This window comes from Roseateles sp. So40a, assembly GCF_048081605.1.
Taxonomy (GTDB): domain Bacteria; phylum Pseudomonadota; class Gammaproteobacteria; order Burkholderiales; family Burkholderiaceae_C; genus Roseateles.
The window spans coordinates 1,566,941-1,588,848 of the sequence record NZ_CP182288.1; the positions used below are offsets into that span (position 1 = coordinate 1,566,941).

Below are 21,908 nucleotides of genomic sequence, written 5' to 3' on the forward strand. Positions count from 1 at the left end.
GTCCCGCGAGCGTCGACGTCACGGCGCCACGCGCGCCCCCTGCAGCAGTCGCTGCATCACGTCCTCCAGCTCGCCGAACTCGACGGGCTTGACGAGGTGGGCGTCGAAGCCCGCGGCCGAGGTGGCCTCGCGATCCGCGCGCTGGCCCCAGCCGGTGATCGCGATCAGCGACAGCACCTCCGGTCCCGCCACCGCCCGCAGCCGCTTCGCCACGTCCAGCCCCGAGATCCCCGGCAGGCCGATGTCCAGCAAGATCGCCCTCGGCCTCAGCCGATCGAAGCACGACAAGGCCTCCTCGCCGCTGAAGGCCACCGCCGGCCGATAACCCGCTCCGCGCAACACCTCCGCCAACGTGTTGGCCCCGTCCTCGTTGTCGTCGACCACCAGCACGTCCGTCTCGTCGAGCACCGGTGTGTCATCGCGCGGCGCGGGGGCGGGCGCGGCCTCAGGCGACACGGACACCACCGGCTCCTCGGCCCGCGGCAACCGGTCTTGAGCCACGGCGGGCAGCCGGACGATGAAGCGGCTGCCGTGCCCGAGACCTTCGCTCTCGACGCTGACGCTGCCCTCGTGCAGCTGCATCAGCTGCCGCGAGACCGCCAGCCCGATGCCCAGCCCGGACGGCGCGCCCGGCGCGTCGATGCGCGTGAACAGCTCGAACACGCCGGCCTGCCGGTCCATCGCGATGCCCACGCCGCGATCGGTGATCACGACCTGCGCGGTCCCGTCGTCGCTCGTCACGTCGACGCGCACCTCGCCCGGCACCGGGCTGTACTTCGCTGCGTTGTCCAGCAGGTTGCCCAGCACCTGCTGCAGCCGCGTCGGATCGCCGTCGACCGGCACCGGCTCGTCGGGCAGCGACAGCACCACCCGATGCGCCAGCTCGCGATACAGCGGCTGCACCGCCTCCAGCGCCTGTCGTACGACGCCCCGCAGGTCCAGCACCTCGCGGCGCAACGCCACGACGTTGCGCGTCACGCGGCTCATGTCGAGCAGGTCATCCAGCAGCCGCGCCATGTGCGCCGACTGCCGCCCGATCACCTCGATCGCCTCGGTCGCCTGAACGCGCGCCGCGTCGGCGCCGGGCTGCCGCAGCATCGCCACCGCGTAGCGGATGGGCGCCATCGGATTGCGCAGCTCGTGGGCCAGCGTCGCCAGGAACGCGTCCTTGCGACGGCTCTCCCGCAGCAACTCCTCCTGCGCCATCCATTGCGTCGTCACGTCCACCGCAACGCCGTACGCATGCAGCGCGCGGGCCTTGGCGTCCAGGCTGACGTAGCCGTCGAATTGCGTCCAGACGATCTCGCCGTTGTCGGCGCGAGTGATCGGACACACGAGGCTGAAACGGCCGCCGCTCTCCGTCGCATAGCGGTAACGCTCGCGGAACCGGGCGGCATCCGCCGGTGCCATGTCCGACAGCACGTCCTCCAGCGAGTTCCACTTGCGGCCGAACAGCACTTGCACGCCGCCCGCGGTGGAGGCGAACCCGGTCTCCGCGTCCCAGTCCCAGGTCACCATGCGCCCGGCGGCCAGCGCCAGGCTCAACCGCCGGCGGCTGTCGCGCTCCTTGCGCATCAGACGGCCGGCCCATGCCGACACCGCCCCCACGAGCGACCCGGTCACCAGGAACAGCGCCACCAGCACCGCGTCCGCGAGCGTGTTGATCGGAAAGAAGTGGCCGACGGGCTCGATCCAGAAGTACAGGATGGCCAGGCTGCCCGTGATCACCACGGCCAACGCGGGCCCCAGGCCGAAGGCCAGGCCAACGATCACCAGCGCGGGGAAATAGGGCAGCAGCGGCGCGCGTCCGTCCAGCATCGGCTGCAGCTGCAGGTTGAGCCACGTCGTGGCGGCGAAGATCAAGGCGGCCGCGGGCCAGCGCAGCCAATGCCTCTCGATGACCATGGACCGACTCCCTGGACTGCCCGGACAGCCGGCATGGGCCGGCGCTCGCGCCGCAAGAGACCCCTGGAGGCGTTCGGCGCGGACCGCAGCATATCGGTCCCCAGGGCAACTTCCGTGCCCCGGCGTCCCCTCATTCCTTCAAGGTGTAGCGCCGCTGGCCACGACCACCCACTGGACCACCTCGGCCAGTCCGTCGTGCAGCGGGCCCTCGCGCACCAGGCGCTCGCCCTGGAAGCGCAGCGCGACATCGAAGCGCGGCGCCGTGACGGCCGTGATGGGCGTGATCACCGGGGCCACCTCCTGCTCCAGGCGCGGCAACGAGACCAGCAGCGAGGCCTCCTTCGGCCCGCCCGTGCCGCGGCCCAGTTGGCCCGAGCCATAGGCCTCGAAGACGAAGCGGCCGCCCGGCGCGAGCGCGCGCAGGCAGCGCGCATGCAGCGCCGCGCGCGGCTTGGGCGGCAGGTGCAGGAAGATGGAAACGATCAGGTCCCATCGGGTCTGTCCGAGATCCCACGCGCACACGTCCGCCTCGATCGTCTCGATCTCGACGCCGCGCGCCTGCGCGAGCCGACGCGCCTTGGCGCCCCCGGCGGGAGAAATGTCCAGCGAAGTCACGCGCGCGCCGCGCGACGCGAGCCACACGCCGTTTCGCCCCTCGCCATCGGCCAGGCACAGCACCCGCGCGCCGGTCAGCGGCAGCGCGCTGGTGGCTGCGACAAGGAAGTCGTTGGGCGAGGTGCCGTACGCGTAATCCTCCGCCCCGTAGCGCCGATCCCAGAAGTCGCGCAAGGGGGCGATCGCCGCCGGCTCTGGCGTCGGCATCCTCGACGGATCGGCGGCCATGATCAGGCGGCCCCCATCAAACAGCCGTGAGCCAACTGCCCACCGGCGCGTCGCTGTCCAGCGCCCACACGCGCGCGAAGACCTCGCGCAGTTCCGCGGGCGTCGCGCCGTCGCGATAGCCGCCCAGCGTCAGCGCCTTCGCTTCGAGCTCGGCACGGCTCAGCGTGTTGCCCGGGTCGCCCTTGGGCTCGTCGACGCGGCCGCTCAGCCGGCGGCCGTCGCGCGTCGTGACCTCGACCTTGCCGATCCAGCGGCGCGGATAGGCGGCATCGACCTCCGCGTCCAGCGTCATGCGCACGCGGCCCGCGAAGTCGCGCACGCGCTGCGCGCGGTAGCCGGCGTCGAACTCGCCGACCCCCGCATGGCCGTGCAGCGCCGCGAGCGCCAGCACCGTGCCCATCGAGAACTTGGCCTGATGCACCGTCTGCGGATCCGTCACCGGCCCCAGGACGTCGATCGCACCCTGGTGGACGAAGGTCTCGACGTGCTCGATGTCGTCCGCCGTGAGGCCGTGATCGCGCAGCGCCTGCAGCAGCGCGTCGGCCGCGGGATGCGTGTGGCGGCAGGACGCGTGGTACTTGAACGAGGTCTCCGCCGTCGCCCAGCGCGTGCCCAGGCCGTCGGTCAGGCGCGTTGGGTCGCTGTCCACGGACATGCCCGCGGCCATGCCCTGCGGACCCTCGAGGATCTGCCGCGCGCCGGTCAACCCGTCCGCCGCGAGGTAGGCCGACGCGAGCCCGGTCGAAGCCGCATGCGCCGTGTGCAGCTGCTTGGAGTCGGCCGCGTCGCGCAGGAACTCCCACAGGCCGGCGGCCTGCGTGCCCGCCGATCCGAAGGCATGCAGCATCTGCGCCGCGCTCAAGCCGAGCAGATGCCCCGCGGTCGCGGCGGCGGCGATGGAGCCGGCCGTCCCCGTCGTGTGGAAGATCCGGTAATGCGGGCGGCCGAGGTACTCGCCGACGCGGATACCGACCTCGTAACCCGCCACGCTGGCGGCGAGCAGCTCGCGCCCGCTGCGGCCCAGCGCCTGCGCGACGGCCAGGGCCACGGGGAACACGACGGTCGCCGGATGGAAGACCGAGCCGTTGTGCACGTCGTCCTGCTCGGCGTGATGCGAGGCCGCCGCGTTGATGGCCGCAGCGACCATGGGGCTGCTGCCGCGGCGATGGATCAGCACCTCTGACGGGCCGTCCGCGGGTCCCTGCGAGGCCCAGAAGCGCGCCAGCGTCTCCACCGGCCGCGCGCCCTTGCCGGCCAGCGCCGAGGCGAACCAGTCGAGGAACAGGTCCTCGGTGCGGCGCATCACCGGTGCGGGAATGTCGCTGGGGCGAAGCCCGGCGGCGAAGTCGGCCAGCGTTTGGCTGGGATGGCTGGGATGGGAATGGCTCATCGGGAGTCCTCTTCGGAGTAGCGGGCGTGTTGGGCCGCGATGCGTCGCGCCTGCAGCACGACCGGCGCATCAACCATGCGGCCGTCGAGCTGGAAGGCCGCGCCACCGGCGGCGGCATCGGCCGTGATCACGCGCTTCGCCCAGGCGATGGCCTCATCGCCGGGCCGCAGCGCCGCATGCAGCGCGGCGATCTGTCTCGGATGGATGCAGAGCTTGGCCGTGAAGCCCAGCCGCTGAGCCCGTTGCGCGTCGAGGTGCAGGCGGTCCGGATCGTCGATGGCGACGGTGACGCCGTCGATCGGCGGCGGCAGACCCGCCGCGCGGCTGGCCACCGCGAGCGCGAAGCGCAGCGGGGTGAGCTCGGCCTCCTCGTCGGAGGGCGACATGCCCATATCGGCGATGAAGTCGATGTGGCCCAGCGCGAGGCGCGCGACGCCCGGCGCCAACGCGATCGCGTGCAGCTCGACCAGTCCCCGCGCGCTTTCGACGAGCGGCACGAGCGGCACGCCGGGCAGCGCTCGAGCGAGCGCGGCGAACGCGTCCGCGGACTCCGCCTTCGGCACCATCAGCGCATCGGGCGTGGTCTCGGTCAGCGCATCGATGTCCGCCTGGAACCACGCGCTCGACGCGGCATTGATGCGCACGAGCACGGGCACGCCGTGCGCGTCACGTTCCTGCAGATAGACCCGCACCGCCTCCCGCGCCGTGGACTTGCGCTCGGGCGGGACAGCGTCCTCGAGATCGAGGATCACCGCATCCGCGCCGCTGGCGATCGCCTTGGCGAAACGCTCAGGCCGGTCGCCTGGCACGAACAGGAAGGAGCGGCCGTCGGCGATGCGATTGGCGATGCGATGGGCGGTATCGCCGAGGACGCTGTGCTCGGTCACGTGAGGACGCTCCTCAATCCGCGAACTGGCCGGCCGACTTGATCAGCGGTCCGTAGCGATGGACCTCCTCGGTCAGCCAGGACTGCAGGCCGGCGGGCGTGAGCCGGTCGTCGGACGGGATGACCGCGCCGAGTTCCGTCATGCGCTGCACCACGACCGGGTCCTTGAGCGCGGCGCGCAGCGCCTGCCCGAACGCGTCGATCGCGACCTTGGGCGTGTGCTTGGGCGCGTAGATGCCGTGCCAGACGACGACCTTGAATCCGGCCAGCCCTTGCTCGGCCAGCGTCGGCGTGTCGGGCAGCGTCGGCAGCCGCGTGGGCGTCGTGACGCCGTAGAGCTTGACCGCGCCGGCCTTGATCTGGCCGGTGGTCTGCGTGGTCTGGTCGCACAGCACGTCGACCTGGCCCGCGAGCAGCGCGGCCATCGCCGGCGCCGTGCCCTGGTACGGGATGGTCGTCATCTCCGCCCCCACCGCCTGGCGCAGCTGCATGCCGCACAGGTGAGACACCGCGCCCAGGCCGGCATGCGCGAGGTTCACCGCGCTGCCCTTGGTCTTGAGGAAGACCAGCAGCTCCTTGAAGTCCTTGGCCGGCAGGTCCTTGCGGCCGATCAGCGTCATGGGGACGTCGACGACCTGGGACACGTACTCGAAGTCGGTCAGCGGGTTGTAGGAGAGCTTGCGGTACAGCGAGGGCGCGGTGGCCATCCCGTTGTGGTGGATGAGGAAGGTGTAGCCGTCGGGCTGCGCCTTGGCGACGACCGCCGCGGCGATCGTGCCGCCAGCACCGACCTTGTTCTCGATGACGATGGTCTGTTTGAGCGTCTTCTGCATCGACGCCCCGATCGCGCGCGCCACGACGTCGGTGGGCCCGCCCGCGGCGAAGGGCACGATCAATGTGATCGGTCGCGAGGGATAGGTGTCGGCGTGCGCCGCGCCGGTGGCGAGCAGCGACACGGCGAGGCCGGTGGCCATCACGGCCGAGTGGAGGAATCCGCGGGTCATCTGATGTCTCCTGACGTTGTCCTTCGATGGGAACTCCGGGCCGGTCGGCCCGCTACACGGCGCCCTCTGCGTGGAGCGCTCGGATCTGTGCGGCGTCGCGGCCGAGCTCGGCCAGGATCGCGTCGGTGTGCTGGCCCAGCCCCGGCACCGCGTCCATGCGCGGCGAGAAGGCGTCGTTGCGGCCCGGCGGCAGCAGCGCGGGGATCGGTCCTTGCGGCGTGTCCACCTCGCGCCAGCGCGCGCGGGCCTGCAGCTGGGGATGCGACCAGACGTCGCGCATGTCGTTGACCCGCGCGTTGGCGATCTGCGCCTGGTCCAGCCGCTGCATGACCTCGTCGGCGCTGAGCGCGCTGAAGCTCTCCACGATGCGCGCGCGCAGCGCCTCGCGATTCGCGGTGCGCCGGGAGTTGGAGATGAAGCGCTCGTCGGTGGCCAGCGCCTCGTCGCGCAGCACCTCGCGGCAGAAGGCCAGCCACTCGCGCTCGTTCTGCAGGCCCAGCATCACGGTGCGGCCGTCGCCGGCGGGGAAGGGGCCGTAGGGATAGATGGTCGCGTGCGCGGCGCCGGCGCGCGGCGGCGGCGATGCGCCGTCGAAGGCGTAATAGAGCGGATAACTCATCCACTCGACCATGCTCTCGAGCATGGACACGTCGATGCGGCTGCCCAGGCCGGTGCGCAGGCGCTGCAGCAGCGCCGACAGGATGCCGCTGTAGGCATACATGCCGGCGGCGATGTCGGCGATGGAGCAGCCCGCCTTGGCCGGCGCGTCCTCGTCGCCGGTCACCGAGAGGAAGCCCGACTCGCTCTGGATCAGCAGGTCGTAGGCCTTGCGGTCGCGGTGCGGGCCGGGCCGCTTTGGGTCGTCGCCATAACCGGAGATGTCGCAGACGATCAGGCGCGGATTCAGCGGATGCAGGGCCTCGAAGCTCAGGCCCAGGCGTGCCGCGGCGCCCGGCGCCAGGTTCTGGACCAGCACGTCGGCGTCGGCCAGCAGCTCGCGCAGCACGGCCCGCGCCTGCGGGTGCTTGACGTCGAGCGTGAGGCTTTCCTTGGACCGGTTGGTCCACACGAAATGCGAGGCCAGGCCGCGCACGCGCTCGTCGTAGGCGCGGGCGAAGTCGCCGGTGCCGGGGCGCTCGATCTTGATCACGCGGGCGCCCAGGTCCGCGAGCTGGCGCGTGCAGAAGGGCGCCGCGATCGCGTGTTCCAGCGTGACGACCTTGATGCCGTCGAGCGGGCGCGGCGCGGTGGCTGAAGCAGCGGCAGCGGTGGGGGACAACATCGCCGGCTCCTCAGAACGACCGCGGCAGTCCGAGCAGGTGCTCGGCCACGTACGAGTAGATGAGGTTGGTGGAGATCGGCGCGACTTGGTAGAGCCGCGTCTCGCGGAACTTGCGCTCGACGTCGTACTCGTTGGCGAAGCCGAATCCGCCGTGCGTCTGCAGGCAGACGTTGGCCGCTTCCCACGAGGCCTTGGCGGCGAGGTACTTGGCCATGTTGGCCTGGGCGCCGCAAGGCAGGTGGGCATCGAAGCGGCGGGCGGCGTCGAAGCGCATCAGGTTGGCTGCCTCGGTCTCGATGAAGGCATCGGCGATGGGGAACTGCACGCCCTGGTTCTGGCCGATGGGGCGGTCGAAGACGACGCGCTCGGTGGCGTACTTGCGGGCGCGCTCGATGAACCAGTAGGCGTCGCCGATGCATTCGGCGGCGATCAGCGTGCGCTCGGCGTTGAGTCCGTCGAGGATGTAGCGGAAGCCCTGGCCTTCCTCGCCGATGAGGTTCTCCTCGGGGATCTCGAGGTTGTCGAAGAAGAGCTCGTTGGTCTCGTGGTTGACCATGTTGGGAATGGGCCGCACGGACAGGCCGTGGCCGATCGCCTGGTGCAGGTCGACGATGAAGACGGACATGCCCTCGGACTTGCGCTTGACGTCGGCCAGCGGCGTCGTGCGCGCCAGCAGGATCATCAGGTCCGAGTGCTGCACGCGCGAGATCCAGACCTTCTGCCCGTTGACGACATAACGGCCGTCCTTCTTGACGGCGGTGGTCTTGATCTTCGTGGTGTCGGTGCCGGTGGTGGGCTCGGTGACGGCCATCGACTGGATGCGCAGCTTGCCCGCGGCGATGTCGGGCAGGTACTTGTCCTTCTGCGCGGCGCTGCCGTTGCGCAGCAGCGTGCCCATGTTGTACATCTGGCCGTGGACCGCGCCGGCGTTGCCGCCGCAGCGGTTGATCTCCTCCATGATCACCGACGCCGCCGTGAGGCCCAGGCCGGTGCCGCCCCAGGCCTCGGGGATCATCGCGGCGAGCCAGCCGGCCTCGATGAGCGCGTCAACGAAAGCGACGGGATAGGCCTTGTGCTCGTCGACCTCGCGGAAGTACTCGTCAGGGAACTGCTTGCACAACGCGCGGATCGCGTCGCGGATCTCCTGGTGCTCGTCGGGTTCGTTGAACATCGGTGTCGTCCTGGAATGTCGATGGAATCGGGGATCGGAGGCGGTGGCGCGAGTTGCCTTCAGGCCAGCGTGGCGCTGGCCTCCATGGCGAGTTGCCCATCGGCGTCGCGCGCCCACAGGCGCACGGTGCTGCCGCCGTCGTGGCGGCCGCAGACGAAGAAGGGGGCGGTGTCGAAGGTCGGCGCCACGGCCTTGAAGCTGAAGCCGCGCACGACGGCGTCGGGCAGCTCGCGGCGCAGCAGGTCCAGCAGCAATGTGGCGATCAGCGGGCCGTGCACGATCAGGCCCGGATAGCCCTCCACGCCGGTCACGTAGGCGCGGTCGTAATGGATGCGGTGGCCGTTGAAGGTCAGCGCCGAGTAGCGGAACAGCAGCACGTCGTCGGGGGTGATGCAGCGGGTCCAGGTGGCGTCGGTGGGGGCGGCGATGCGCGGCGAGGCGTTGGCGGTGGTGTCGGCGGGCGAGGGCAGGTCGCGGTAGACGATGTCGTGGTGATCACGGATCGCCAGCGCGCCGTCGGCGTGGATCGCGTGTTCCACCTTGACGAAGACGAGCGTGCCGGTGCGGCCCTCGCGGACGTTGACGTCGGCGATGCGCGAGGTTCGCGTGATCGCCTGACCGACGCGCAGCGGGGCGAGGAAGTCGAGCCGGCTGCCGGCCCACATGCGCCGGGGCAGCGGGACCGGCGGCAGGAAGCCGCCGCGGCGCGCATGGCCGTCGGGACCGATGTCGGACTGTCGATGCGCGGGCAGGAAGTAGAGCCAATGGCTGAGCGGCGGGAGCGCATCGCCGCCGCGCGGCGGCGGGTCGTCGCGGTCCAACGTCGCGGCGAGTCCGCGCGCCGGCGCGGCCGTGGCGACGTCCTCCGTCCGTTCCTCGCGGCCGATCCAGCCGCGCAGATGCTCGATGTCCAGGCTCATGCCGTCTCCTGCGTGACCCCGCTTCGTCGGTGCGCCGGGACCACCTCGGTGGCGCATGCGGCAGGGCTGGGGGCGATTCTGGTGAGCGCCGGGGTAGCTGTGAAATACTTCATCGAGCTACGGGCTATACGGAGATCAGCTATATGGAGTTCCGCCAACTGCGCTATTTCGTCGGTGTCTGCGAGGCAGGCAGCCTGCTGAAGGCGTCCACGCGGCTGCACGTCGCGCAGCCCGCGCTGGGGCAGCAGATCGCGGCGCTGGAGCACGGGCTGGGGGTGAAGCTCTTCGACCGATCGAGCCGCGGCATGGCGTTGACCGAGGCGGGGCGGGTGTTCCTGGAGCACGCGCGGGTGGTGCTCGCCGATGCGGACCGAGCGAGGGAGGCGGTGCGCGCGACCGATGCCGAGCCGAGGGGCGCGGTGAGTCTGGGCCTGCCGACGACGGCGGGCCTGATCGCGACGGTGCCGCTGCTGAGCGCCTGCCGCGAGCGCTTCCCGCAGGTGACGCTGCGCATCGTCGAGGGCTACAGCGGCTTCCTGCGCGAGTGGTTGCAGGGCGGTCGGCTGGACCTGTCGCTGCTGTATGGGGACGCGCCGGATCCGGCCTTGTCCAAGCGGCTGCTGATGGAGGACCGGCTGGCGCTGATCAGCACGCCGGGCGATCGGCCGGTGCCACGCAAGCTGACGCTGGCGGCGCTCGCGGACTGGCCGCTGATCCTGCCCGGGCCGGATCACGGGCTGCGGCGGATCATTGACGAGGCCTGCCTGAAAGAGGGCGTGCGGCTGAACGTGGTGGCGGAGATCGAGGCCTTGAACAGCGTGAAGCGCGCGGTGGAGGCGGGGCTGGGCGGGACCATCCTGCCGCTGGGGTCCGCGGCGGACGAGATCGCCGCGGGACGCCTGCGCGGGCGCGACATCGCGAGCGCGCACATGGTCCGCCGGGTGGTGATCGCCACCAGCGTGACGCGGCCCGCGACCTCGGCGACCAATGCTGTGATGGGGCTGGTCACCGAAGTCGCGATGGAGATGGTGAAGGACGGAAGGTGGCCGGCGAAGTGGGTGGGGAAGGGCGGTTGAGCGCGGCGTTTCGCGATGGTCCACGTCGAACTATCAGTCGGCCGTCTCGTCTAAGCTCGCCTCGTTCCACGGAGACTTCCACGATGCTCATCCGATCGACTGTCATCACGGCTGCGCTGCTTGCGCTGGCTCAATCCTGATTCGCCACGGCGCCTGCGGCGAAGCCGGCCGCCACCGCGCCCAGCTTCAACTGCGCCAAGGCCAGCGGCCAGGCGCAGCAGCTCGTGTGCAAGGACGCCGAGTTGGCCCGGCTCGACCGCGAGATCGCCCGGCTCTATGGCCTGGCGAGCACGGGCCCCGACGCGAAGCGCCATCCCGAGTTGAAGGCCATGCAGCGCGGCTGGATCAAGGGCCGCGACGACTGCTGGAAGAGCGACGATGCGCGCCGCTGCGTCCGCGATGCCTACGCGCTGCGCATCGCCGAGCTGCGCGCCTTGCCCGATGCGCGCCGGCAGGACGCCAAGCGCGGCGAGAAAGCCCTCGCCATCGGGCCGCTGCCCCTGCGCTGCCCGACCGTTGAGGGCGAGGTCGTCGTCACCTTCGTCAACAGCGATCCGGGCGCCGTCGTGCTGCGCACCGCGCAGGGCAGCGTCGTGCTCGACCACCTCGTCAGCGCGTCGGGCGCGCGCTACGGCGGCAAGCTCGCAGGGGGCGATTACCTGCTGTGGAACAAGGGCCGCGACTATCGGCTCGAGCTGCCCGGCGCGCCCGGGGCCGAGTGCACCGACACCGCGCCATGAAAAACGGCGCCCCGCAGGGCGCCGTCTCGGCAGCTCGGATCAGCGATCCGAGCGGTTGATCGAGGGATCGATCAGGCCGGCTTCACCAGCAGCGAGCGCGCCCAGGCGTCCGCTTCGCGCGCCGGCGTCGTCTGACCGCTGGTCTTCACGCGGTCCAGCAGCTCGGCCACGCGGCCACGGATCTGGCCGACCTCGGCCATGACCGCGCCTTCCTCGCCCTCGTTGCGGTACTCGCGCGCCACGCTGATGATGCCGCCCGCGTTGACCAGATAGTCCGGCAGGTAGGTGATGCCGCGCGTCTGCAGCGCGTCGCCGTCAGCGGCCGTGGCCAGCTGGTTGTTGGCCGCGCCGGCGATCAGCACCGCCTTCAGCGCCGGGATCGACTGCGCGTTCAGCGTCGCGCCCAGCGCGCACGGCGCCACCACATCGACGTCTGCAGCCAGGATCTCCGTCACGCTCACGGCCTTGGCGCCCAGCTCGGTCTGCGCGCGCGCGACCTTCTCGGCGTTCACGTCCGCGACCACCAGCTTGGCACCCGCCTTGTGCAGGTACTCCGCCAGGTGCCAGCCCACGGCGCCCAGGCCTTGCAGCGCCACGCGCACGCCTTCCAGCGACTGGCGGCCCATCACGCGCTTGACGCCTTCATCGATGGACACGAACACGCCGTACGCGGTCTTGGGGCTCGGGTCGCCACCGAAGGCGCCTTCGCGCGGGATGCCCGACACGTACGAGGTGTGGGCCATCATGCCCTTCATGTCGGCCGTCGTCGTGCCGACGTCCTCGGCGGTGATGTAGGCGCCTTGCAGCGATTGCACCGCGCGGCCGAAGGCCGCGAACAGCGCGGCACGGTCGAAGTCGCCTTGCGGCTTCAGGATCACCGCCTTGCCGCCGCCGAAGGGCAGGTTGGCCAGCGCGTTCTTCAGGCTCATGCCCTGCGACAGGCGCAGCGCGTCGTTCAGCGCGGCCAGCTCGTTGTCGTAGCTCCAGAAGCGGCAGCCGCCGAAGGCGGGGCCGCGCGCGGTGCTGTGCACCGCCAGGATCGCCTTCAGACCGGTCACCGGATCGGCGGCCAGCAGCACGCGTTCGTGCGGGGCCTGGTCGGGCAGGCCGAAGAGCGAGGAGGGGAGGGAGTCGGACGATCCGGCGGCCAGCGCGCGGGCGATGTCGGTCAGGGCGTTCATGTGAACCTGCACTTGTGATGCTTGAGCGGATCAGATCCGCGAGAAGTCCGGCGGCACCAGGCCTCCGGGGCATCGCACGCTTGTGGCGCGCGAGGCCGACAGTGTAGTCGCCTCGCTCTGCGAGACCCCGTGAACTCCCCACGCCAGAGCGGGACTGACCGCGCCTCGCATTCGCCGCAAGCTCCCCATGTTTCCCTGTGCCCCTCCACCGACCTGCTTCCCGCCGCCCCCGGCGGTTTCCACGACGTCGAGACCGGGCGGCATGTCCGGGGACGCGTTCTGCCGCGCTTCGGTGAGGGAGCGGATCGCGGCGATCGACAGGATTCGCGGCGGGCTGAGGGAGCCGCGACATTCGCAAGAGCGCTACGTCGTGCCGACCTCGCTTCGACCGGCGTTCGAGGCCGCGCTGGAGTCGCTGAGGAAGCCCTACGCCTTGCGCGCCGTCCCGCCGGGAAGATTGCCTGGACATTCCTCCGACGCGGCATGGGCGCGCGGGCTGCTGGATCGCTATCTCCAATGCATGACCGACACCGACCTGTTGCCGTACGGCGGCTTGCGCGTGGCGCTCCTGCTGCTGCGATGTCGACTGCGCGACGCCCTGGATCTGCTGTCGCCGCCTCAACTGCCGTCCGGGCTGGATCGGGATGCCCATTTGGAGCTGGCCGCGGATCCTGGATTGCGGCGGTTGGCGGCCTGGTGGGCGCCTCGTCTGTCCGCCGACGCGACCGGCGTTGTCGATCAGGCCAAGCCCCCTCGTGCGTGCGCGTCAGGGACGGGCCAGGATGCCGTGAGCGAAGTTGGCGACTTCCATGCCGCGCGCTGCGAGACGCTTGTGCAGCGCCTGATCGGCGAGGGCGACACCGATGGCGCCTGGGCCCTCCTGTGCGCCGTGCGGGCTGAGGATGATCGCAACCTTCCGACGATGAACAGCTACGCCATGTTGATCCAGGCGTTCGGAGAAGAGCATCGCGGGCTGCGCGCCGGGCAGGTCTTCGAGAGGATGCAGGGTCTGTTTCCTCAGGCGATGTCCGACCGTGCGCTCGCGCAGCAAGGCTATGACGAGATCCTCATGGCCTGCGGCCGATCTCAGGACTTCGCCCGGTCGCTGCGCCATGCGAGGGCGATGAGACGATGCGGTTGCCGCTTCGACACCGAGACCCTCGCGAAGGCGATCGTGGCCTGCATCGCGTGCAAGGACCTGCGCGAGGCGCGGTGCTTCCTCGATGAGGGACGCAAGTCGGGCGTCCCCATTCGTGCCTGCCATGTGATTCCGCTGGTCGAGGCGTTTGCCGCGCGCGGCGGCGATCGCGAACAGGCCGGCCGGATCATCCAGGAGAGCCTGGACCGCAACGAGGGGGTATTCACCCCCACCTGGGCCTGACCGGCCATGTGTTGGATGTGCGCCAAGTGTTCGACAAGCACGGCTCAACGAGACGCTGGAGCGCGGCGTCACGCGATCTGATCTCCACCTTCATCGATTTCCACGACCGGCGCGGCATGCTGGGCAATCGCTTCGAGATGATCCTGGAACTCACGGATGACGGCGCAGGCAATCTGAAGACGCGGAGCCTGCCACGTTGGAACGGCTGGAGGGTGCTCAGTTGTTCCTCCGGCGATCATCGTCAGCTGCGGCTGCAACTGGTCCGCCCGCCCGGGTACCGATCGCTCAGCGACCCATGAAGGCGTCCGCCCGCAAGGTCACGACCAGCGTGTCGCGGTGGCCGGCGTGCGCGGGCTCGATCGGCTGGATCGGCGTGGTCTCGTGAATCACGCGTTCATCGTCCAGCAGCAGCAAGGTCCAGGGCTCCATCATCGTGAAGCGCTGACCGCGCGGGCCGTCGGCCTCGAAGACGCGCGACTCGCCGCCCTTGATCCCGTGGCGCGACAGCATGAACACCGCCACCAGGTCCACGCCGTCGCGGTGCGCGCCCTCGGGCGTGGGCCGGCCGATGCCGCCCGCCGTGTCGATGCGGAACTGGTGCGCCTCGACGAACCAGGGCCGCGCGCCCTTGAGCCGGTCGGCCACCCCCGCCAGGCCCAGCAGCAGCCGCGGCCAGATCGGCAGGTCGACCGCCGCCGGGTCCATCGGCTCGAACCAGCGCTCCAGGCCGCCGTGCAGCGCGTTGTAGTCCACCGGCTGCCAGTGCGCGCGATGCGGCGCCAGCCGCACCGACGGATCGGCCTGCGAGTCGACCACGAAGCTCGCATGCCGGCGGAAGCGGTACTTGCCGCCATCGCGCAGGTAGGCGTCGGGGGGCAGGTCGTTCCAGTAGGTCTGCAGCGCGCGCAGCTCGCTGGCCTGGCAGTGCAGCCAGTGCGTCAGGCTCTCGGGCGCGATCACCGTGTGGCCGAGGTCCTGCAGTTGTTGCTCGAACTGCGCGGCGCTGGAGTAGGGCGGCGGGAAATGCTTCATGTCCGCAAGTATGGATCTCAGCCGGCGTGTTTGTCCGCCTCCGAGGTGAACGCGTCGGCGTAGAACTCGCCGTCGGGCAGACCGCATCGGGCGACGAAGTCGCGATGCGCGGATTCCACCATCACCGGCGCGCCGCAGGCATAGACCTGGTGACGCGACAGGTCCGGCAGGTCCGCCATCACGGCCTGATGGACGAAACCGGTGCGGCCCGTCCAGCCGTCCTCGGGCTTGGGCTCGGACAACACCGGGATGTAGGTCAGCGTGGGCATGGCCGCGGCGGCCGCCTCGGCCCAGTCGTGCTGGTAGAGATCGGCCTTGGCGCGCGCGCCCCAGTACAGCGCGACCGGCCGCGTGATGCCTTCGTCCTGCAGCCGCTCGATGATGGCCTTGATCGGCGCGAAGCCGGTGCCCGAGGCCAGCAGCACGATCGGCTGATCGCCGTCCTCGCGCAGGAAGAAGCTGCCGAACGGGCCTTCCATGCGCAGGATGTCCTTCTCCTTGAGCGCGCCGAAGACGTGATCGGTGAACTTGCCGCCGGGCATGTGGCGGATGTGCAGCTCGATCGCGGGCGGCGTGCCCAGGCGGCTCGGTGCGTTGGCCATCGAGTAGCTGCGGCGCGCGCCGTCGCGCAGGATGAACTCGACGTACTGGCCCGCGCGGTACTGCAGGTTCTGCTTCGCGGGCAGCTGCAGCTTGACCACGGCCACGTCGGCGGCGGGTTTCTCCATGCCGAGCACCCGGCTGGGCAACTTCAGCACCGGGAACTCGCCCGCGCCGGGCACGGTGCGGGCCTCCACCGTGCAATCGGTCTGGGGCCGCGCGCAGCAGGTCAGGATGAAACCGGCGGCCTCGTCGGCGGGCGGCAGCGCCTTGATCTGGTGCTCGCCGTGCACGACCTGGCCTTCGATCAGCTTGCTCTTGCACGAGCCGCAGGCCCCGTCCTTGCAGCCATAGGGCAGGCCGATGCCCTGGCGGATGGCGGCGGCCAGCACGGTTTCGTCGTCGTCGACAGTGAAGTTGCGGCCGGCGGGCAGGACGGTGACCTGGAAGCTCATGGTGCGGAATCGGCGCGAGGAAGGGCGCAATTAAACTGACCCGCCATTTTGCCCCAGCCCCATCGCGACCCATGCCTGGCCCTACTTCCGACTTCACCGCCGCCGAATCCCGTGTCGGCGCGGGACATCCCGGGCGCGCCCGCCGGGGCCGGCTGCTCATCGTGGGTTGCGGGGACGTCGGCCTGCGCGTGCTGCGGCTGCTGGCCGGTCGCTGGACCGTCTTCGCCCTGACCAGCAGCGCCGCGCGAGCGCCCGAGTTGCGCGCCGCCGGTGCGATTCCGTTGATCGGCAACCTCGATGACGCCTGCTCGCTGGGCCGCCTGGCCGGCCTCGCGGACCGCGTGCTGCACCTGGCCCCGCCTGCCGCGACCGGCCGCACCGACGAGCGCACCCGGCATCTCCTGCGGGCGCTGTCGCGCTCGGCGCCGCCCCGGCGGCTGGTCTACGCGAGCACCAGCGGCGTGTACGGCGACTGCGGCGGCGCGCGCATCGACGAGACCCGCCTGCCGCGTCCCGCCAACGACCGCGCGTGGCGGCGGGTCGACGCGGAGGCGCAATTGCGCCAGTGGGGCCGCGTGAGCGGCTGCGCGGTGACCGTGCTGCGGGTCCCCGGCATCTATGCGTTCGACCGCGACGGCGGTCATCCGCGTGAGCGCCTGGCCAAGGGCCTGCCGGTGCTCGCGCGCGAGGACGACGTCTACACCAACCACATCCAGGCCGACGACCTGGCCCGGGCCTGCCTGCTGGCGCTGATGCGCGGCCCGGCGCCGCGCGTGCTGCATGCCAGCGATGACAGCGAGCTGCTGATGGGCGACTACTTCGACCTCGCGGCCGAGCTCTGCGCGATGCCGCGCCCCGAGCGCGTGGCGCGCGCGCAGGCGGCGGAGCGCTTCTCGCCGATGCAGATGAGCTTCATGAACGAGTCGCGCCGCCTGGACAACAGCCGGCTCAAGCACGAGCTGCGGCTGAAGTTGCGTTATCCCACCCCGCGAGAGGGCTTGCTGGCGGTCGAGGACTGAGCGCGGATCAGCGCCGGGGCGCGCCGCGCCAGTGGTTGATGATCAGCCACGCGCCGAGCATGCCGCCCAGGTGGGCGAAGTGCGCGATGCCGCGTCCGCCGGTGAATCCGAGGATCAGCTCGGCCGCGCCGAACAGCGCCACGGCGACCTTGATCTTCATCGGGATGGGCGGGAACAGCGGCACGATCACGCGTTCGCCGAACTGCAGGCCGTAGGCCAGCAGCAGCCCGAACAGCGCGCCCGAGGCGCCCACCGTCGTCGAGCCGGAGTTGGTCACCAGCGTCACCACCAGCTGCGCGGCGGCGGCCGTCAGCACGCTGGCCAGCAGCAGCAGCGCGTAGCGGGTGCGGCCCCAGATGGTTTCCAGCTCGGCGCCGAACATCCACAGGCCCAGCATGTTGAAGAACAGGTGCAGCGGATCGCCGTGCAGGAAGGCGTAGGTGATCGGTTGCCAGAGCTCGAAGCGGCCGGTGTTCAGCGGCCAGAGCCACATCGCCACGAAGACGTCGGTGATGCCGGGCATCCCCGCGACGAGCATCCACAGACAGTACAGGCCGACGCAGAGCAGCATCAGGGCCTTGGTCACCGGGGGGATGAAGGGCATGGTCGTGGCGTCTTCTGAGGGCGCCGGCACGCGGCGCGATGGAAGGCGCAATGGTCATGTCTGCCAATGCGTTGAAGGACCAGTGTAGCCGCGGCCGTCGACGGATCGCCCTGGCAGGAACACGCGAAAAAGAGCGCGGTGCGCGCATGGCGCACCGCGCTCAGGATTTTCCTCAGCTCACGACAGGCCGAGGAGACGTGGCGCTCAGTGCGGCGTCACGAGCGACGGCGCGATGCTCGCGGGGCGCGTGTCCGGGCCATGGCCCGTCGTGGCCGCCTGCGGCACCGCGAACCCGGCCATCGCCTGCGTCAGGCTGGCGGCGGTGTGCGTGTCCGCCAGCGCGGGCGGCTGGACCTGGGTCGAGGCGGCCGGGGCGTTCGCCGCCGCCGCCCTTTGGGAATCCAGCAGGAACGTATCGATCGCCGCCCGCTGCTGTGAGGTAATCGCCGCGATCGTGCTGGTGGTCAGCTGCTGGACCGCTTGGGGCTGCAGCCCGCGGAGGGCGTCGGCGGGAATCTTGGCGATCGTGGCTGGCGATTGCTGGGAGAACCAGCCGGCAGAGACCTTGGTCCAGTCCGTGGGCATGACCGAGTAGTCGACCAGGAACGCGGCATGAGCCGCATCGACCTTGGTCCGCGCGATCTGTTGATGCGCGGGGTCCAGGCCGCCCAGGGCCCAGTGATCCATCTTGTTGATGGTGGCGGCCGGGATCGAGGCGAAAGTCTCCAGCGACAGCTGGTTCATCCAGGCGTCGGACTGCTTCCAGTAGCCGGTCATGCCGGCGAGCTGCGTCGGCGTGATCACGGCCATCGCCTCGCGCGACAGGCTGGCCATGAACATCTCCATCGAGCCGAGCTGGCTGGGCGTCAGATGGCTGACGAAGCTCGCGGAGAGCTGCGAGACCACCGGGCCGTTGAAACCGAAGATCGGCACGCCGGGGATCGCGTCCGCGGACAGGGCGTTGAGCCACTTGGCGTCGATCTTGGCCCACGGCGTGGGCGTGAGCTGCGACCAGTCCGGGTTGTACGGAATGGCCTGGACCTGGGCCAGGCTCAGCGCGCCGATGGCCTCGGTGGACAGCAGGTGCGGAGACGGCAGCGCGGCGAACTGGGCCGGCGTCAGCGCGCGGATCGTCGAGGCGCTCAGTCCGGAAACGGCGCTGGTGTTGATGCGGGCGATGTCGGCGGGTGCGACCGCGGCGAGGTCCTCGGGCTTGCGCGCGTTGAGCCAGGCGGCGGTGACCTTCGTCCAGTCGGTGGCGGGGGTGTTGTCGTTGAGGGCGGCGGCGTGCGCGGCATCGGCCGACTTCAGCGCGATGGCGCGATGGGCAGGGTCCAGCGCGCGCAGGGTCTCGGCACCGAGCTGGTTGATGTCCGCGGCCGGGACGGCGGCGAAGGCGCTGGTGGACAGCGCGTTGATCCAGGCGCCGTTCAGGCCGACCCAGCGCGCGGCCGGGATGGCGGCGACCTGGGCCGCGCCGAGTGCGCCGATCGCCGCGACGGACAGTTTGTCCAGGCAGGGCAGCACCGTGGCCTGGTCCGGGGTCAGCGCGCGGATGGTGCTCGGCGCCAGCGCGGCGACCTGCTCAGGCCGCAGGCCGGCCAGGGTGCTCGTCGTGATCGCGGCCACGGCGGCCGACGACAGGCCGTTCAAGCCCAGGATGTTGAGGTTGGCGGCATCCACCGTGGCGATCTGGCCGGGCGTCAGCACGGCGAGGATCTCGGGCCGTGCGGCGAACAGGTAGGCGGAAGCCGCGGCCATCTTGGCGCTGAACTGGTCGGGGGTCAGCGCTGCGACCGTGCTGGGCAACAGGTTCATGTCGATGACGTTGTCCCATTTCTTGACCAGCTTCGGCGCGATGGCGGCCAGCGCCTGCGGCGTGAGCGCGTTGATCCAGGCAGCGGCGCAGCCGCTCATGCTGGTCAGGGCGGCGGTTTGGGCCGCGCTCAGCGCGGCCACCGCAGACGAGGACAGCGTTCCCAGATCGCTCAGCGTGGCGATTTGCTGCGGCGTCATCGTCTTGATCGCGTCGGGCGTCAGAGCGGAAGTCCTGACGGACGTTGGGTCAAAGGTCGGCGTCGGCGTCGGCGTCGGCGAAGGAGTGGGAGGGGCGGGCGGGGCGACGTCCTGGGGGTGGACGGCCTTGGTGGCATCGGCGGACAGCTGGTCCAGATGGGGTATCTTCCCGCGCTGTTCCGTGGTCAGGGCCCGCACGGTCGAGGCCGTGAGCGCCGAGACGGCCGTGGCGTTCAGACCCGCGATGACGGCGGCGGGCACCGCGGCCAGCGACTCGGGCTTGAGCGAGTTCAGGCTCATGTACTTCCAGGACGCGGAGGAGAACACGGCCACCTGCTGCGGCGACAAGGCCGCCACGGCCGCGTCGGTCATGCGGTAGCGGTGGTCCATCACCTTGAGCTGGGCTGGCGTCAGCGCGGCCACGGTGGCGGGGGTCAGCTTGGCCATCGCGGCGGCGGACAGCGGCTCGATGACCTTCGGCGGGATCGCGGCCAGCGCCTGCGGCGACAGCGCGTTGATCCACTCGGCGCTGAATGCGCCCATCTTGATCGTGAGCGCGGCGGCCTGTGTGGCGGTCAGCGCGGCGACCGCGGTGGCCGACAGGTTCTGCGGGTCCTTCAGCGCGGCGATCTGCTGAGGGGTCATGGCCTTGATGGCGTCGGGAGTGAGGGAGGAGGTGTTCACGTTGAGGTCCTGGATCGGGTGGTTGGACGAAGGCGTGACCGGGGGGGTCACGGGAGCGGGAATGGAGGTGGGAATGGAATCTGGAATGGGAGCGGGAATGGGCGCGGGAAGCGGGGCGAGCGCGGCGCGTTGCGTCGGGCTGAGGGCGGCGAGGCTCGCGGCGCTCAGCGCCTGGACGCCGGCCACCGGCAGTTGCCGCAGTGCATCGGGGGTGAGCGTGGCCAGCACCGTCGGCGAATGGGCGTTGATCCAGTCCGCGGTCAGGGCCGAGCCCTTGGCGAGCGCATTGCTGCCGTATTCGGGCGGAACCTGCGTCATCGAGAACCAGCCGCTGCCCGGCAGCGCGTTCAGTTCATCCATGGACAGCTCGAACGGCGTGTGCGTCATGTTCCACGGGTTGCGGAAGATGAGCTTGCCGTTGTCCGGGTCGATGCCGATCACCGCGAAGCCGTGGCCGCTGATCATCCCGGAGCCCGACTTGAACGAGGTGTAGGTCACCAGGCCGGTGCCGGACTGCAGCGCGGCCTTGATCGCGTCGTATCCGCTCTGGGCGCTGGCCGGCGTGGAGGCCGGCTGGCCCGTCAACGCATGCAGCGTCGCCGCGCACCCGACGCCGACCAGGCCGGACCAGACGCCCGGCAGCAGCCCGGCGCGGCTGGCGGTGGCGATGGCGTCCTCGACCAGCCGCAGCCAGCTGCCGTTGGCGATGTTGGCGCCGCGCTTGACGATGCTGCTGTCGACGGTCACGAAGAACGGCTGACCGTCCTTGTCGTAGAGCTTCACCGCGTAGGTGCCGTTGCCGTTGACGCCGATCAGTCCGGACAGCCGCTCGGGCATCGTCTGGGCCAGCGCCAGGACGGGCGCGATGATGCCGCAGTCGCCCAGGCCGCCCTGTCCCGTGGTGGAGGCCGCCTGATCGAGGGTGCCCTCGGTCAGTTCCAGGTCCGCCACGTTGCGGTTGTCCTGGGAGGCATCAGGATTGACGCCGAGGAACCAGGTGTCGATCGAGGTCGAGAACGCGGCCTGGCTCATCGACGGCGCGAGGCCGCCCTTGACCATGCTGTTCATCAGCGAGGACACGTAGGTCACGCCGCCGTCGGCGGTCTTCGCCCGGGCGAGCAACGCGTTGAAGCTGTCGACCTGCTGGGTGCTCAGGCCCTGGGCGCCGACCTGCTGCTTCATCTGCTGCAGCGTCGCGAGCACCGTGTCATACGTGACGGTGGCATCGGCCGGGGCGCTGTCGAGGTAGCCGGCGTGGATCGGGTCCGCGCTCTTGAGCGCGACGGCGCGATGCGCGGCGTCCAGTCCCTGGAGCGCGATCAGCGACATCTGGTTGATGCCGGCCGCCGGGATGGCGGCGAAGGCCGCCGGGCTGAGCTGGTTGAGCCAGTGCGCGCTGACCGATTCCCAATCGGTGGCCAGGCGGAGCTGCGATGGCGTGAGCGTCCGAACAACGGCGTCGGGCAGCCATGCGACATTCTCCAGGGCGGCGAACTGCTCGGCCGTCATGGCGCTGAGACGGCTTGGATCGATCGCCCGGATCGTGGGCGCGTCGAAGCCGTGCACGACCGCCGGACTCAGCGCGGCGAACTCGGACGGGCTGAGCGTGTTGAGTTGAAGGGTGTCAGTCATTGTTTCAGGAAGGGGTGGGGCGGGTACGCCGACAAGAGGCGGCCATCGGGAAGTCGAGGCCGCGAAGAAGGGGGGAGGGGAGCGGGA

Annotated in this window: 18 protein-coding genes and 1 pseudogene; 6 read left to right on the top strand and 13 right to left on the bottom strand. The window is 70.6% G+C overall.

Going from position 1 to position 21,908, the window contains the following annotated elements; genetic code table 11:
- Positions 1-18 precede the first annotated feature (18 nt).
- The 8 genes from ACNI65_RS07280 to ACNI65_RS07315 form a co-directional block, all read right to left on the bottom strand.
- A complete protein-coding gene (locus ACNI65_RS07280; RefSeq protein WP_416762091.1) occupies positions 19-1,905 on the bottom strand; it encodes an ATP-binding protein in 1,887 nt (628 codons plus the stop codon).
- A gap of 138 nt (positions 1,906-2,043) precedes the next feature.
- Positions 2,044-2,727 (bottom strand): SAM-dependent methyltransferase, encoded by a 684-nt coding sequence (locus ACNI65_RS07285; protein WP_416762092.1) that lies wholly within the window; start codon positions 2,725-2,727, stop codon positions 2,044-2,046.
- 37 nt (positions 2,728-2,764) lie between these two features.
- A complete protein-coding gene (locus ACNI65_RS07290; protein ID WP_416762093.1) occupies positions 2,765-4,138 on the bottom strand; it encodes an MmgE/PrpD family protein in 1,374 nt (457 codons plus the stop codon).
- Positions 4,135-5,025 (bottom strand): HpcH/HpaI aldolase/citrate lyase family protein, encoded by an 891-nt coding sequence (locus ACNI65_RS07295; RefSeq protein WP_416762094.1) that lies wholly within the window; start codon positions 5,023-5,025, stop codon positions 4,135-4,137. The genes ACNI65_RS07290 and ACNI65_RS07295 overlap by 4 nt, the downstream gene beginning before the upstream one ends.
- A 13-nt stretch (positions 5,026-5,038) precedes the next feature.
- Positions 5,039-6,028, bottom strand: a complete 990-nt coding sequence (locus tag ACNI65_RS07300; RefSeq protein WP_416762095.1) for a tripartite tricarboxylate transporter substrate-binding protein — start codon at positions 6,026-6,028, stop codon at positions 5,039-5,041.
- A gap of 52 nt (positions 6,029-6,080) precedes the next feature.
- On the bottom strand, positions 6,081-7,310 hold the full coding sequence (locus ACNI65_RS07305; protein ID WP_416762096.1) for a CaiB/BaiF CoA transferase family protein: 1,230 nt from the start codon (positions 7,308-7,310) through the stop codon (positions 6,081-6,083).
- Between the two features lie 10 nt (positions 7,311-7,320).
- Positions 7,321-8,481 carry an acyl-CoA dehydrogenase family protein gene (locus ACNI65_RS07310; RefSeq protein ID WP_416762097.1) on the bottom strand — a complete coding sequence of 387 codons (1,161 nt, stop codon included), beginning with the start codon at positions 8,479-8,481 and terminating at the stop codon, positions 7,321-7,323.
- 59 nt (positions 8,482-8,540) lie between these two features.
- Complete coding sequence (locus tag ACNI65_RS07315) at positions 8,541-9,401, bottom strand: FAS1-like dehydratase domain-containing protein (protein ID WP_416762098.1); 861 nt, start codon at positions 9,399-9,401, stop codon at positions 8,541-8,543.
- Between the two features lie 143 nt (positions 9,402-9,544).
- On the opposite strand from ACNI65_RS07315, the gene ACNI65_RS07320 reads away from it, so the two are divergent.
- From ACNI65_RS07320 to ACNI65_RS07330, 3 genes and pseudogenes are all read left to right on the top strand, one after another.
- Entirely contained in the window at positions 9,545-10,477 is a 933-nt protein-coding gene (locus ACNI65_RS07320) for a LysR substrate-binding domain-containing protein (RefSeq protein WP_416762100.1), read from the top strand.
- Positions 10,478-10,680: 203 nt separating this feature from the next.
- Positions 10,681-10,860: pseudogene (locus ACNI65_RS07325) on the top strand (lysozyme inhibitor LprI family protein); the annotation flags it as partial.
- 51 nt (positions 10,861-10,911) lie between these two features.
- On the top strand, positions 10,912-11,217 hold the full coding sequence (locus tag ACNI65_RS07330) for an MliC family protein (protein WP_416763584.1): 306 nt from the start codon (positions 10,912-10,914) through the stop codon (positions 11,215-11,217).
- Between the two features lie 71 nt (positions 11,218-11,288).
- Here ACNI65_RS07330 and ACNI65_RS07335 read toward each other — a convergent pair whose 3' ends face one another.
- Entirely contained in the window at positions 11,289-12,398 is a 1,110-nt protein-coding gene (locus ACNI65_RS07335; protein ID WP_416762102.1) for a Glu/Leu/Phe/Val family dehydrogenase, read from the bottom strand.
- Between the two features lie 262 nt (positions 12,399-12,660).
- On the opposite strand from ACNI65_RS07335, the gene ACNI65_RS07340 reads away from it, so the two are divergent.
- Entirely contained in the window at positions 12,661-13,779 is a 1,119-nt protein-coding gene (locus tag ACNI65_RS07340; protein ID WP_416762103.1) for a hypothetical protein, read from the top strand.
- Positions 13,780-13,805: 26 nt separating this feature from the next.
- Positions 13,806-14,078 (top strand): hypothetical protein, encoded by a 273-nt coding sequence (locus tag ACNI65_RS07345; protein WP_416762104.1) that lies wholly within the window; start codon positions 13,806-13,808, stop codon positions 14,076-14,078.
- Here ACNI65_RS07345 and ACNI65_RS07350 read toward each other — a convergent pair.
- Together ACNI65_RS07350 and ACNI65_RS07355 are read right to left on the bottom strand one after the other, a co-directional pair.
- Positions 14,065-14,811 (bottom strand): 2OG-Fe dioxygenase family protein, encoded by a 747-nt coding sequence (locus tag ACNI65_RS07350; RefSeq protein ID WP_416762106.1) that lies wholly within the window; start codon positions 14,809-14,811, stop codon positions 14,065-14,067. The genes ACNI65_RS07345 and ACNI65_RS07350 overlap by 14 nt on opposite strands.
- 17 nt (positions 14,812-14,828) lie before the next feature.
- On the bottom strand, positions 14,829-15,866 hold the full coding sequence (locus ACNI65_RS07355) for a CDP-6-deoxy-delta-3,4-glucoseen reductase (RefSeq protein ID WP_416762107.1): 1,038 nt from the start codon (positions 15,864-15,866) through the stop codon (positions 14,829-14,831).
- Between the two features lie 71 nt (positions 15,867-15,937).
- Between ACNI65_RS07355 and ACNI65_RS07360 the strand changes: the two genes are divergently transcribed.
- Positions 15,938-16,885 (top strand): SDR family oxidoreductase, encoded by a 948-nt coding sequence (locus ACNI65_RS07360; RefSeq protein WP_416762109.1) that lies wholly within the window; start codon positions 15,938-15,940, stop codon positions 16,883-16,885.
- 7 nt (positions 16,886-16,892) lie between these two features.
- Here ACNI65_RS07360 and ACNI65_RS07365 read toward each other — a convergent pair whose 3' ends face one another.
- Positions 16,893-17,489, bottom strand: a complete 597-nt coding sequence (locus ACNI65_RS07365) for a rhomboid family intramembrane serine protease (protein ID WP_416762111.1) — start codon at positions 17,487-17,489, stop codon at positions 16,893-16,895.
- A gap of 204 nt (positions 17,490-17,693) precedes the next feature.
- Positions 17,694-21,821: a hypothetical protein gene (locus ACNI65_RS07370; RefSeq protein ID WP_416762112.1), complete on the bottom strand. Its 4,128-nt coding sequence runs from the start codon at positions 21,819-21,821 to the stop codon at positions 17,694-17,696.
- Positions 21,822-21,908 lie beyond the last annotated feature (87 nt).

What these genes read in the sequence shown, in the direction of transcription:
- ACNI65_RS07280 (WP_416762091.1), bottom strand. Translation starts at nt 1,905, where the DNA reads ATGGTCATCGAGAGGCATTGGCTGCGCTGGCCCGCGGCCGCCTTGATC.
- ACNI65_RS07285 (WP_416762092.1), bottom strand. Translation starts at nt 2,727, where the DNA reads ATGCCGACGCCAGAGCCGGCGGCGATCGCCCCCTTGCGCGACTTCTGG.
- ACNI65_RS07290 (WP_416762093.1), bottom strand. Translation starts at nt 4,138, where the DNA reads ATGAGCCATTCCCATCCCAGCCATCCCAGCCAAACGCTGGCCGACTTC.
- ACNI65_RS07300 (WP_416762095.1), bottom strand. Translation starts at nt 6,028, where the DNA reads ATGACCCGCGGATTCCTCCACTCGGCCGTGATGGCCACCGGCCTCGCC.
- ACNI65_RS07305 (WP_416762096.1), bottom strand. Translation starts at nt 7,310, where the DNA reads ATGTTGTCCCCCACCGCTGCCGCTGCTTCAGCCACCGCGCCGCGCCCG.
- ACNI65_RS07310 (WP_416762097.1), bottom strand. Translation starts at nt 8,481, where the DNA reads ATGTTCAACGAACCCGACGAGCACCAGGAGATCCGCGACGCGATCCGC.
- ACNI65_RS07315 (WP_416762098.1), bottom strand. Translation starts at nt 9,401, where the DNA reads ATGAGCCTGGACATCGAGCATCTGCGCGGCTGGATCGGCCGCGAGGAA.
- ACNI65_RS07320 (WP_416762100.1), top strand. Translation starts at nt 9,545, where the DNA reads ATGGAGTTCCGCCAACTGCGCTATTTCGTCGGTGTCTGCGAGGCAGGC.
- ACNI65_RS07335 (WP_416762102.1), bottom strand. Translation starts at nt 12,398, where the DNA reads ATGAACGCCCTGACCGACATCGCCCGCGCGCTGGCCGCCGGATCGTCC.
- ACNI65_RS07340 (WP_416762103.1), top strand. Translation starts at nt 12,661, where the DNA reads ATGTCCGGGGACGCGTTCTGCCGCGCTTCGGTGAGGGAGCGGATCGCG.
- ACNI65_RS07350 (WP_416762106.1), bottom strand. Translation starts at nt 14,811, where the DNA reads ATGAAGCATTTCCCGCCGCCCTACTCCAGCGCCGCGCAGTTCGAGCAA.
- ACNI65_RS07355 (WP_416762107.1), bottom strand. Translation starts at nt 15,866, where the DNA reads ATGAGCTTCCAGGTCACCGTCCTGCCCGCCGGCCGCAACTTCACTGTC.
- ACNI65_RS07360 (WP_416762109.1), top strand. Translation starts at nt 15,938, where the DNA reads ATGCCTGGCCCTACTTCCGACTTCACCGCCGCCGAATCCCGTGTCGGC.
- ACNI65_RS07365 (WP_416762111.1), bottom strand. Translation starts at nt 17,489, where the DNA reads ATGCCCTTCATCCCCCCGGTGACCAAGGCCCTGATGCTGCTCTGCGTC.
- ACNI65_RS07370 (WP_416762112.1), bottom strand. Translation starts at nt 21,821, where the DNA reads ATGACTGACACCCTTCAACTCAACACGCTCAGCCCGTCCGAGTTCGCC.